Source organism: Paenibacillus sp. PK4536 (assembly GCF_028594455.2).
Classification (GTDB): domain Bacteria; phylum Bacillota; class Bacilli; order Paenibacillales; family Paenibacillaceae; genus Saccharibacillus; species Saccharibacillus nuruki.
In genome coordinates, this window is record NZ_CP126313.1 from 4,690,835 (window position 1) to 4,702,517 (window position 11,683).

The 11,683-nt window shown below is 40.1% G+C and carries 13 protein-coding genes; all 13 read right to left on the reverse strand.

Annotation, left to right across the window (positions count from 1 at the left end; all coding sequences use genetic code 11):
• Positions 1-83 precede the first annotated feature (83 nt).
• Positions 84-857, reverse strand: a complete 774-nt coding sequence (recO, locus tag PO903_RS20825; protein WP_069329827.1) for a DNA repair protein RecO — start codon at positions 855-857, stop codon at positions 84-86.
• 138 nt (positions 858-995) lie between these two features.
• Positions 996-1,898, reverse strand: a complete 903-nt coding sequence (gene era / locus PO903_RS20830) for a GTPase Era (protein WP_069329828.1) — start codon at positions 1,896-1,898, stop codon at positions 996-998.
• Positions 1,899-2,001: 103 nt separating this feature from the next.
• Positions 2,002-2,406: a cytidine deaminase gene (gene cdd, locus PO903_RS20835; RefSeq protein ID WP_069329829.1), complete on the reverse strand. Its 405-nt coding sequence runs from the start codon at positions 2,404-2,406 to the stop codon at positions 2,002-2,004.
• Between the two features lie 199 nt (positions 2,407-2,605).
• A complete protein-coding gene (locus PO903_RS20840; RefSeq protein ID WP_069329830.1) occupies positions 2,606-2,974 on the reverse strand; it encodes a diacylglycerol kinase family protein in 369 nt (122 codons plus the stop codon).
• Positions 2,974-3,474, reverse strand: coding sequence for an rRNA maturation RNase YbeY (gene ybeY / locus PO903_RS20845; RefSeq protein WP_069329831.1), 501 nt, complete (start codon positions 3,472-3,474; stop codon positions 2,974-2,976). The genes PO903_RS20840 and ybeY overlap by 1 nt, the downstream gene beginning before the upstream one ends.
• The gene (locus PO903_RS20850; RefSeq protein WP_069329832.1) at positions 3,471-5,717 is read right to left on the reverse strand and encodes an HD family phosphohydrolase; all 2,247 of its coding nucleotides are present in this window, start codon (positions 5,715-5,717) and stop codon (positions 3,471-3,473) included. The genes ybeY and PO903_RS20850 overlap by 4 nt, the downstream gene beginning before the upstream one ends.
• 66 nt (positions 5,718-5,783) lie before the next feature.
• A complete protein-coding gene (locus tag PO903_RS20855; protein ID WP_069329833.1) occupies positions 5,784-6,755 on the reverse strand; it encodes a PhoH family protein in 972 nt (323 codons plus the stop codon).
• Between the two features lie 225 nt (positions 6,756-6,980).
• A complete protein-coding gene (locus PO903_RS20860) occupies positions 6,981-7,559 on the reverse strand; it encodes a YqfB family membrane protein (RefSeq protein WP_273594453.1) in 579 nt (192 codons plus the stop codon).
• Positions 7,560-7,575: 16 nt separating this feature from the next.
• Positions 7,576-8,577, reverse strand: coding sequence for a flotillin-like protein FloA (gene floA, locus PO903_RS20865; protein WP_069329835.1), 1,002 nt, complete (start codon positions 8,575-8,577; stop codon positions 7,576-7,578).
• A gap of 250 nt (positions 8,578-8,827) precedes the next feature.
• On the reverse strand, positions 8,828-10,252 hold the full coding sequence (locus tag PO903_RS20870; RefSeq protein ID WP_273594454.1) for an NfeD family protein: 1,425 nt from the start codon (positions 10,250-10,252) through the stop codon (positions 8,828-8,830).
• A 209-nt stretch (positions 10,253-10,461) separates the two neighbouring features.
• Entirely contained in the window at positions 10,462-10,905 is a 444-nt protein-coding gene (locus tag PO903_RS20875) for a GatB/YqeY domain-containing protein (RefSeq protein ID WP_069329837.1), read from the reverse strand.
• A gap of 15 nt (positions 10,906-10,920) precedes the next feature.
• Positions 10,921-11,094 carry a 30S ribosomal protein S21 gene (gene rpsU, locus PO903_RS20880; RefSeq protein ID WP_005547957.1) on the reverse strand — a complete coding sequence of 58 codons (174 nt, stop codon included), beginning with the start codon at positions 11,092-11,094 and terminating at the stop codon, positions 10,921-10,923.
• A gap of 195 nt (positions 11,095-11,289) precedes the next feature.
• A complete protein-coding gene (locus PO903_RS20885) occupies positions 11,290-11,658 on the reverse strand; it encodes a histidine triad nucleotide-binding protein (RefSeq protein WP_273594455.1) in 369 nt (122 codons plus the stop codon).
• Positions 11,659-11,683: the final 25 nt, after the last annotated feature.

The following is an 11,683-nucleotide window of genomic DNA, read 5'->3' on the forward strand; positions in this document are numbered from 1 at the left end:
AATCTTCTGCTTACTAATCCGGTCAACGCATCATGTGTGTATATAATACACAAGTTATAACCTAGATCATATCTGACTTTAGACTATTCGTCAACATGGTTTTGAAGTGAAGTTTCATACTTATCCAATTGATCTAGGAAGCGGCGGGATTTCAATTTAAGCCCTAACTGAACTTCCATAAAAGCATCCATAATTTTTTTTAGCTCTGCTTTGGTTGAATCTTTGACATCAATATTACCAAGGCGACGAATATCCAATCTAGAAAATAATCGTAACAACTTGAGCGTTCCCGGAGAAACTGCAAAAGCTGCTGGATCTTGACGACGTTCACGTTCTGATAAAATACCACCAAGTCCTGGACTGAGGAAAAACTTCCCTTCGGTTTCGCCTGAAAAAATACAAGCATCCACTTGCGGAGAGTATCCAGTCGCTTGCAGAATTTTCATTTCGAACAACGTAGTAAGTACGACAGGATCTCTGCCTTCGCCTAGAAAAGAAAGAAATGCTTTGAGTTGATCGAACCAGAAGCGTCCTGTTTCATTTTCTTGGAGTGCTTTATCGACCATTTCGCAGCCATAAGCCGCATAAGCTGCTAAAAATACATCTTCACGTAACTTATGATTCGATTCGATGATCTCACCTTGATTAAGAGTACCCAGACCTGTTCCATTACGAATAAAGGAATATTCACCATACGTAAACGGCTGTACCATAGCACCGTGGCGGCTTTTGGGCTTTTTGGCTCCGCGTACAAAAATACCTATCTTACCGTGTGTTTCTGTACACAACGTAACAATTTTATTCCCTTCGCCATAATCCATGCTGCGGATGATAATCCCTTCCACCCTGTATAGCATGTCTCATCTCCCTATCTGATTATGAATATAGTCCATTTTGAATTTAAAAGAAGCAGAGCATACAATTCTATGCTCTGCTCTTCGATCCTGAATCTGTATTGAAGTGATATAAAATAATTAACCCGATTTAACTATAGATTAAGCATTACGATGGAAACCAAGATCTTTCAACACACTATCTTGATTACGCCAATCTTTTTTCACTTTTACCCATAGCTCTAAGAAAATCTTAGAACCTAGCAAATTCTGAATATCCATACGTGCTTGTCTACCTACTTCTTTCAATAATGCTCCTTGTTTACCGATAACGATTCCTTTTTGAGAATCACGTTCTACAAAGATCACCGCTGAAATATTAACTACACCGTTAGGCTCTACACTCATCGCTTCGATAGTTACTGCAATGGAGTGAGGAATCTCTTCACGTGTCTGATTCAAAATTTTCTCACGAATCAACTCAGCACATACAAATTGTTCTGGATGATCTGTAATTTGATCATCTGGATAATACTGAGGGCCTTCTGGTAAATACTTACCAATTTGCTCCATCAGTGTATCTACGTTGTTACCGAGTTTGGCAGAGATCGGAATAATCTCAGCAAATTCATGCAATTTACGATATTGATCAATAATAGGCAACAACTGCTCAGGTACCACTTGGTCAATTTTGTTGATCACTAGAAAAACAGGTGTTTTTACTTTTTTTAGATGTTCAATAATAAAGCGATCTCCGCCACCTAGTCCTTCAGCTGCATCAACTAAAAATAGAACAGCTTCTACTTCGCTAAGTGTGTTTAGTGCAGTCTGATTCATATAATCGCCCAATTTGGATTGGCGCTTATGCACACCCGGTGTATCCAAGAAAACGATTTGTTTATCATCTCTTGTAAATACGCCATGAATCTTGTTACGTGTAGTCTGTGGTTTGTCAGACATAATCGCAATCTTCTGTCCAATCACCTGATTCATTAGTGTGGATTTCCCTACATTTGGTCTGCCGACAATAGCCACAAACCCTGATTTAAAATGTTTTTTCGACATATCATTCTCCGTTCCAAGAGTTATTCTTTAGAATAGCTCCTGTCATATTAAAGTGCTTTTTGGTAGTACAAGTCTGTGTATATAAAGTTCTCAACGATTCCGCTTATTTATTTAAATTCCACGGTCCAAACGCATGTGGCAACAATTCTGAAATTGTCGTCAACCGCGTATCGCCTTTCATATTTCCAAGCAATATAGGCATATCCGGTTGACATAGTTCAACCATCACCTGACGACATACTCCACAAGGAGCAATCGGTTCATCTGTATCTCCAACAACAGCCATCATTTGAAAAGAGCCGGGTTGTTGCCCTTGCGCAATCGCACTAAACAACGCTGTACGTTCTGCACAATTACAAGGAGTATAGCCTGCATTTTCAATATTACAGCCGTGATGCACTTGTCCATTACGATCAAGCAATGCTGCACCGACAGCAAAGTTGGAATAAGGTACATAGGCTTTGGCACGAGCAAGAATAGCTTCTTGTAATAATTGTGATGATTCCATGGTAATCCTCCTGAACATGTATCGTATTGATCGTTTCCATACACTGCCTATTCTTATATATTACACGATTTAGACGTTTACGCCCACTAATCTACATGATGTTCTAGAACTTTTTGCATAAAAAAAGATAAAATCCCCTCCTGACTCTATACCTCAAGTCATTAGAGGGGAACGTATACGTTATAGTCATGTACACTATTTATCGGGTGAACCATGATAAAAAAGGTTCTACAAACACAATAAGACCAATCACAATCGCAACGATGGAAGAAATAAGAACAGCTCCTGCTGCGGCATCTTTTGCTTTTTTGGCAAAGGGATGCCAATCGGGAGAGCATAGGTCTACAGCAGCTTCAACACCGGTATTCATTAATTCCGCTCCGAGCACCATACCTATCGCTAATGTTAGCAGCATCCAATCTACAGCAGATACATGACAAAGGATTCCGGCGATAATGATAATACATGTAATCAATACATGAATACGAAAATTACGTTCTGTCCGAAAAGTGTCTGCAATTCCTTCTGCCGCAGAAAAAAATACGGCTCTCCACGTTCTTTTTTTCATCAGCGTGTCAATCCTGCTTGTTGTAATACCGCTTCTTGCTTGCCCATCATTTCGGCTTCGGTCTCATCATCTTGATGATCATACCCTAACAAATGCAGAAAACCATGAACAAACAAAAAACCAAGTTCCCGTTCTACCGAATGCCCATAATCTTCGCTCTGAGCAATAGCACGTGGCACCGAAATAATAATATCGCCTAACATATCGCCTGGAAGTGGTGTATCCTGTCCAGTTAATGCAGGATCATAGATAATATCTAATTCATCATCAAGCGATTCATGCATGGCAAAAGACAACACATCTGTTGGACGATCAATCCCACGATACTCTTTATTTAGCTCATGAATTGCTTCATCGTCAACAAAAGTAAGAGCAACTTCACCATCATTCACTTTTTCTTGTTCTCCTGCTTTTTGCAGAATCAGTTCAAGTGTAGTGATTAGCTCATCTGTAATCTCATATTTATTTTGTTCATTTTCCCATGCAAGCTGTAAACTCATGCTTTATTCTCCTTCTGATCCGGTTTCTTGATGTCTTCCGGATATTCAATACGAGAGTGGAATATCCCCATTACGGCTTCTTTGAGCGTTCTGGCGACCACATCTAGTTCTTTCATCGTTAGATCACATTCATTAAATTGATTATCATCGACGCGACCTTTAATAATTTTCTCGATCATCGTCTCTACTTGTTCTACAGTAGGTTTGCTAAGTGAACGTACTGCCGCTTCTACACTATCTGCAATTCCTACGACAGCCGCTTCTTTGGTCTGGGCTTTGGGCCCCGGATAACGGAAATCATTTTCAGTGAAATCCGGTTCGATCTCTTGTTCTTCTGCTAGCTTCAATGCTTTGTGATAAAAGTAATGCAAAAAGGTTGTTCCATGATGCTGTTCAGCAATATCACGGATCGGTTTTGGTAATTTGTACTCTTTCTGCATTTCTACGCCATCACGAGCATGAGCAATAATAATTGATTTGCTGAGCTTAGGATCAATACTATCGTGTGGATTACCAATATTGTTCTGATTTTCGATAAAATAACCCGGACGTTTGGTTTTGCCAATATCATGATAATATGAACCGACCCGACATAACAATCCATCGGCACCAATCGCTTCTGCGGCGGCTTCGGACAGATTCCCTACCATCACGCTATGATGATAAGTACCCGGTGTCTCAATTAACAATTTACGCAATAACGGATGATTTGGATTCGACAATTCTACTAATTTAAGCGCAGATAAAATACCAAAAGTCGTCTCAAAAAACGGCATTAATCCAAGCACCAATACAGTAGTGATCAGCCCTCCAATACAAGCAAATCCAACAGCATACATCATCGATATACGTGTCCATTCTCCATCATTCAGTAATACTAATGTCAAAACCGCTATCGCTCCAAAGAAGCAACTCATAATACCTGCTTTGAGAATAGTGGAACGTTGACTAGCACGATGAATACATTGAATCGCTGTAAATGAAACCACTAATGTGAAAAATCCAAATTGATAATCGAATAGTTCATGCTGACTCATATTCAAAATAATACTTGCTAAAATACTCATAATAATCGACGAAATATACGCCAATTGAATATCAAGCAACAATGTAATTAACATCACCACGATAGCCGCTGGTACAAGGAATCCAAAGTAAGGTGAATTACCCATTTGCAAAATACGTACCAGATGCAAGCAAATCACACCAATCGCAAAAATAACGATCAACATGAACAACTGCGCATTATTGTAAGTTCGACCTTGATGAATAGACTGACGTAGATACATATACAGCCCTAAAGTAATCAAAAAGGCAAACAGTACTAGACCCAGTTGAGGCCAATAATTCACATCGTTTTTGAGCAGATCATTTTCATCCAGCAATGTATACATTTCCTGTGTGATCTTCTCGCCTTTAGGAACAAGTACTTCTCCTTGCTGAATATAGACGGTTGGTGTATTCTCACGAGCTTCTACTTTCGCCGCTCGGGTCGCTTCTTCATCATAGAACTTGTTAGCTGTGAGTGTGGCACGGACAAGCTCTTGCACCACTTCACGAGCTGTACGGCTACTTAGAGAACTGGTACTGACCAATTCAGCGACTTTAGCACGTGCAGATTGCGCATCTGTTATCTGATCGCTCATTAAACGAGACATAATCGATGTAGCGACCTGACGCATATCTTGTATTTCAGATGTGGATAGACGTGGAATTTTGAGAAACGTTTCTTCAGGAATACTGTACGTTTGCTCGCCTATGGTTTTTTGCATTTCATCTAACATCTTATCTGAATATTTACCTGCTTCACGGTTATTCCGAATAAAGTTAGCGATAGAATTTTGGGCACGTTGTGGAATCTCTTCGCTATAAATCTGTGCTTTATCCGCATTGGTAATCTGATCATCTTGATTCAGAGATTCAATTCGATCTAACATTTGTGAAATAACCGTTTCTCTACGCATCGATACAATCGCGTATACAGATTCTACTTGTTCAGCAGCAGCTTCCTGCGCTTGAAGCGTAGTTTTGTTATTCGGAATCTGCATCGGAGCAATAATATCGCTATCACTCACGGTACCGACTTGAATATCAAAGCGCTGTGGAAGCAGATTGGGTGCCAGACTGACATAAAGCACTACAAATAGCAGAGCAAACATTCCGTAACGGGTCATTCTGCTATTTTTCCAACCTGCGATCATAGAATCAAGTAAATTGCGTGTGGACGGTTCTTTGGAAGTCATACATACAGCCCTCTCACTTCTGAATATTCAAAATGTGCGGTTTCTGTTTTCTCCGCTGACCGCCGACTACTCCAGATTTTCCGAAGCTTTATCATAAGCGACAATAATTTTTTGTACCAAGGAATGACGAACCACATCTTGCTCGCCGAAAATAACAAATCCGATTTCTTTGATACCATCCAGAATCATTCGAGCTTCTACCAGACCGGACTTTTTACCGCGAGGTAAATCGATCTGTGTAACATCACCTGTAATGACCATTTTGGAACCAAATCCTAAACGGGTTAAAAACATTTTCATCTGTTCGGCTGTACTATTCTGTGCTTCATCCAAAATAATAAAAGCATCATCTAATGTACGTCCACGCATATAAGCAAGCGGAGCGATCTCGATCAGACCACGCTCTAGCGCTTTGGCTGTCTGCTCAGGCCCCATAACATCATATAAGGCATCATATAACGGACGCAGATAAGGATCTACCTTTTCCTGTAGATCGCCAGGTAGAAACCCTAGGCTTTCCCCTGCTTCAACCGCAGGACGAGTCAGAATGATTCGTTTGGCTTTGCCTTCTTTAAGCGCTGCAACTGCTAAGACTACAGCTAGATACGTTTTACCTGTACCTGCTGGTCCAATCCCGAATACGATATCTAGCTTTTTAATTGTTGATACATAGTGTTTCTGACCAATCGTTTTGACACGAATTGGTTTCCCACGATACGTCTGCGTAATTTCACCTTTATATAAGTCAAGCAGTTGGTCTGCTCGAAGCTCTTTGGCAAGTTCTATTGCATATAAAATATCACGTTCTGTAAGTACATAGCCATTGCGAACTAATTGTAATAATACTTCGAAAAGCTGAGTCATCTGTTCTACTGCTTGTGCAGGACCATGAATCGAAATCTCTGCTTCACGACTACCAATTTTGGCTTCCGTTTCGCGTTCAATTAATTTTAGAAAACTGTCCTGTGGTCCAAACAGTGACAATCCTTCTTCTGCATTAAGCAGTGGAATTCTGGTGCTTTGCGTTTGCTCTAACAAATAGCCTCAATCTCCTCATTAATAAAATAATATAAAACTGCTGTGTGCATTTATACTATAAAACTTGAGTGCAATATCTTTACCCTAAACTTTACCATTGTATGGTTTGTCATGCAAAATTTTTTGCACATTATTTATCATTACCATACATCGGTCAAGATAGAAACAAAACGAAGATAGATTAGAAAGAAACCGATCTCCATATAGAGATCGGCTGATACCTTACTATTTCTTGTCTACTGCATATTTATGATGGTTATAAGGACGTTTAGCACGTGGTTCACCTAAGATTTCTGCCCAAATCACGCCTTGACGAAGTTCATCCGACCCGATTGCATTTTTAGAAGTCGATGCGGAATCCAATTCTTCGATAACTACTCGACTTCCTGCGTTCAAATGCATTGAGCGTGCTTGAATATCTTTATGCATAGCATCTAAACGTTTCTCCACTTCACTGCGATTAGCAGTGACCGGCTTCGGTATTTGAGGCTCTTGCATAGATGAAGCCGATCTAGTCGCAGAATCTTCATATCCTGGAGCATTTTCAGACGTATCTGACTCATCATAACGTTGCTGAGCCTCATGATACCGTCGCTGTGCATCATCTAACGGTCCGGGTTCAGCAGATGTGCGTTCAGGTTCATTGAACCATCTTTTTTTGTGATCACCATTTCCACCAAACGTCGGCATCCCAGAAGGTTGCCCGCCTGATTTCTTTTTTGCTGAACGCGTTTTGACAAAAGAAAAGATAGCAAAAGCAATAATGGCGACAAAATATAAATTACCCATAAGGAAATCAAGCATCAATTATCGCACACCTTTATTTATTTGACTTGTTATCTGAACTACCATCGAAATCTTCTGATTTACCAAGTGAGCCTCTCATTTGAGTATCTGCTTCGATATTTTTGAGGTTCATGTAATCCATTACACCCATTTGTCCTTTACGAAGAGCTTCTGCCATCGCAAGCGGTACATCGGACTCGGATTGAACAACACGCGCTCTCATCTCAACAACACGTGCTTTCATTTCTTGTTCTTGAGCTACAGCCATTGCACGTCTTTCTTCTGCTTTAGCTTGAGCAATACGTTTGTCCGCTTCTGCTTGTTCTGTCTGTAGCATTGCACCAATATTTTTACCAACATCTACATCCGCAATATCGATCGATAGAATTTCAAAAGCAGTTCCTGCATCTAGCCCTTTTTGCAATACTGTACGAGAAATCATATCTGGATTTTCTAAGACTTGTTTGTGAGAATCACTAGAACCTACAGTTGTAACGATACCTTCACCAACACGAGCAATAATCGTTTCTTCCCCTGCACCACCGACCAAGCGTTCGATATTCGCACGTACAGTTACACGAGCTTTAACTTTTACTTCGATACCGTTACGAGCCATAGCAGCGACAACAGGCGTCTCGATTACTTTAGGGTTAACACTCATCTGTACAGCTTGTAGTACATCACGACCTGCAAGGTCAATGGCTGCTGCACGTTCAAATTCCAACGGAATCTCTGCACGTTGTGCTGCAATTAGTGCATTCACGACACGGTCTACATTACCACCTGCTAGATAATGACTTTCCAATTGGTTCATATCAAGTCCCAGACCTGCTTTGTGCGCTTTGATCTGTGGATTCACAATACGTGAAGGTGTTACACGACGAAGACGCATCGCTACAAGTGTAATAATACTTACACGTACGCCAGAAGCGACAGCCGAGATCCAAAGCATAACCGGGAAGAAACTGAAAAATACACTTAAAATAATAATAGCGACAACAACGATAAAGAGAATACTTAATACACTTGTACTCATTATTCACATCACACTCCAATTTTTATAGTTCAATCTGTGTTACCTGACTTGCCCATTGCCTGTATTCTTGGATTCAATGAATCGGTTATACGGCTAAATATGTAAACGTACATGACCCCTTTTGTCTACATATGTGTATATGAATCCATAATGAAGACGAAGCAATATTATTTTAAAATGATCAAGGTATGAATAGAAAATGAAACGGTTTATCCATACCTTACCTATGGAATAACTTCTATATTTGAAATTATTCTTTCAATAATTGTGCGTGCAGAGCCGATTCTTCTGTTATTTCTTCGACAATAATACGACTGCCATCCACTTGCTTGACTCGAATCGGACGATCACTCGCAATAAAGTTACCCTGTGTAACGACATCGATTCGTTCATCGCCGATCAGTACTGTACCTGACGGACGAAGAGGCGTTACACTTATTCCTTCTTTGCCCAAAAATTGTTCTCTCGTTAAGCGAGACATAAAGCTTTGCTCTGAAGAAAGTTGTTCTTTGAGAATAAATCGATTCCAGACGCCACGTTCTTTGAGCAAAATAGCAATCAGTGTGACGACTACAGCAGCGGCAGCAAATGCGATACCTAAAGATAACAAAGCATCGCTTGTATCATATGCGGCTTTCACTACCCCTGTAATCAGACTGGCTGATCCTAAAATACCCAATATACCAAAGCTTGGAATAAACAGCTCCAGCACCAGTAAAATAAGTCCTCCTAAAAACAGTAACCATGTGGTAGATCCTGAGAAACCAGCTGCATAACTACCGAAGAAGTACAATGCAAAAGCAACAATGCCTACGATACCTGGTATACCAAATCCCGGTATAATAATCTCCATGGCTATTCCGACCATTCCAATAAATAGAAGCAATGTAGTTACAATCGGATTAGTTAGCACCCGTGCGATATTTTCGCCAGCACTTGGTTGTACTTTTACTATATCTTCAGGTGAATGCCCTAATTCAGTTACAACCGCATTGGTAGAAGAAAGAATCTTGTCTGCAAATCCTACTTTCAATGCTTCATTACTAGAAAGAGAAATAATCTGTCCTTTTGTTTTGGTCTGATTAATCTCTGGCATAGATACTACCATGTTCACATCTGTCATACCGTCAGCGATATCTGCGTTACGATTATGAAGCTGTGCGGCAGCTCTCATTTCACTTTTCCAATAAGCGACCTGTTTGGGATTATCAATCGGATTGCCTTTACCATCTACAATAGCAGCAGCACCAATTGTACTTCCAGGTTGCATAAAAATCTTATCTGCATTCAAAGCAATATAACTTCCTGCTGATGCAGCTTTGTCTTGTACAAAAACAGCTACAGGTACACTGCTATTACGTACCATCGCTCCAATATCACCAGCCGCTTGAAGTTCTCCGCCCGGCGTATTCATTTCCAGTACAATCCACGATGCTTTCGCTTGCTTCGCTTCTTCAAATCCTCTTACCAAAAACTTTTGTAATCCGCTTTCAATTTGACGGTCAATAGGAATCACGTAGACGGCACCATCATTATTGCTAGTAGCGGGTGCAGATGCGGCACTAGCAGATTGTGGATAAATCCCTGCCACGATAAGCATCGCCATCAGTGAACCTAGCAATAATAAACTTAGCTGACGCTTGATACGGCCAATCTGGTCAAGCGATGAGTTCATTCGATCTTAGCCCCTTTCAGTTCAGATGTGTTTTGTTTAATACAGCAATAATACTGATATTAAACAATATACATATAAGCATGGTAAAAGGTAGTCTATATATAATACGTAAACATCATGGTTACGTTTCAATTATATTCCTTTTTGATAAAATAAACATAGAAAAAAGCACCCCACTTTATAAAAAAATGAGGTGCTTTCACATATGTTTATTGCAGAAATTGTTGAACCGTTTGATTCACAACTTTTCCGTCTGCGCGACCTTTTACTTTAGGCATCAGGGCGCTCATCAGTTTTCCCATATCGGCTTTTGAAGAAGCACCGGTTTCCTGGATGGTCTGCTTTACAAGAACTTTAATTTCTTCTTCAGACAGCTGTGTGGGAAGATACTCGGAAATAATCTCAATCTCCGCTTTAAGGTTGCTTGTCAGGTCATCACGACCTGCTTTTTCAAATTCTTGGAGGGCATCTTTGCGCTGTTTGATCTCACGACTAAGAATATCAAGCACTTCAGTGTCGTCCAAGTCTCTTTTCAAATCTATTTCGAGATTTTTAATCGTTGAACGAACCATGCGAATAGTCGACAATTTGAATTTCGCCTTGTCTCTCATTGCTTGCTTCATATCTTCGTTTAATCGTTCGCTAAGATTCATAACGGGTAAATCCTCCTAAAACTTTCTTTTACGAGCAGCCTCAGATTTTTTCTTACGCTTAACGCTCGGCTTTTCATAATGTTTGCGTTTTTTCACCTCAGCCAGAACGCCATCTTTAGCGATGGAGCGTTTGAAGCGACGAAGTGCTGCATCAATTGTTTCGTTTTTGCGAACTTTCGTTTCAGACACTAGTTTTCCCTCCCTCCGACCAGACCGTCCAAGAACAATAACACGGTTTATCAACTTTCATTATAGGTGAAAGTTGAATGAAGTGTCAATATGATTGGCTAGTTTTGCCTGCAATTTTTTAATGTTCTATTATATACCCGTTTTAGACTGTATTGGAACATCTTTTTTTATTATTCTTTTACACGTTATTTTGACTTATGCGTGAGAGCTCGAAATGCCTGTCAGGGCGCCAAGATTGGCTCCACCTAACAAATGATAATGAAGATGTTGTACCGCTTGTCCGCTATCCGGTCCACAGTTATTGATCAGACGATATCCACTTTGATCTAAGCCCAATTCTTTGGCTAATTGTATCGCTACGCCATGAATATGACCAATAACTGGCAAATCTTCTTGAGATACTTCATTCATCGAGTCGATATGTTTTTTGGGAATAAGCAATACATGAACAGGGGCAGCAGGTGTAATATCGTGAAAAGCTAGTATCTGATCATCTTCGTATACTTTTTGTGAAGGAATCGTTCCTGCAACAATTTTACAAAATAAACAATCGTCTTTAACCATAATCTTCAAACACTCCTTCAATTCT

What these genes read in the sequence shown, in the direction of transcription:
- PO903_RS20860 (WP_273594453.1), bottom strand. Translation starts at nt 7,559, where the DNA reads ATGCTTGATTTCCTTATGGGTAATTTATATTTTGTCGCCATTATTGCT.
- ybeY (WP_069329831.1), bottom strand. Translation starts at nt 3,474, where the DNA reads ATGAGTTTACAGCTTGCATGGGAAAATGAACAAAATAAATATGAGATT.
- PO903_RS20850 (WP_069329832.1), bottom strand. Translation starts at nt 5,717, where the DNA reads ATGACTTCCAAAGAACCGTCCACACGCAATTTACTTGATTCTATGATC.
- PO903_RS20875 (WP_069329837.1), bottom strand. Translation starts at nt 10,905, where the DNA reads ATGAATCTTAGCGAACGATTAAACGAAGATATGAAGCAAGCAATGAGA.
- PO903_RS20885 (WP_273594455.1), bottom strand. Translation starts at nt 11,658, where the DNA reads ATGGTTAAAGACGATTGTTTATTTTGTAAAATTGTTGCAGGAACGATT.
- recO (WP_069329827.1), bottom strand. Translation starts at nt 857, where the DNA reads ATGCTATACAGGGTGGAAGGGATTATCATCCGCAGCATGGATTATGGC.
- cdd (WP_069329829.1), bottom strand. Translation starts at nt 2,406, where the DNA reads ATGGAATCATCACAATTATTACAAGAAGCTATTCTTGCTCGTGCCAAA.
- PO903_RS20840 (WP_069329830.1), bottom strand. Translation starts at nt 2,974, where the DNA reads ATGAAAAAAAGAACGTGGAGAGCCGTATTTTTTTCTGCGGCAGAAGGA.
- PO903_RS20870 (WP_273594454.1), bottom strand. Translation starts at nt 10,252, where the DNA reads ATGAACTCATCGCTTGACCAGATTGGCCGTATCAAGCGTCAGCTAAGT.
- era (WP_069329828.1), bottom strand. Translation starts at nt 1,898, where the DNA reads ATGTCGAAAAAACATTTTAAATCAGGGTTTGTGGCTATTGTCGGCAGA.
- floA (WP_069329835.1), bottom strand. Translation starts at nt 8,577, where the DNA reads ATGAGTACAAGTGTATTAAGTATTCTCTTTATCGTTGTTGTCGCTATT.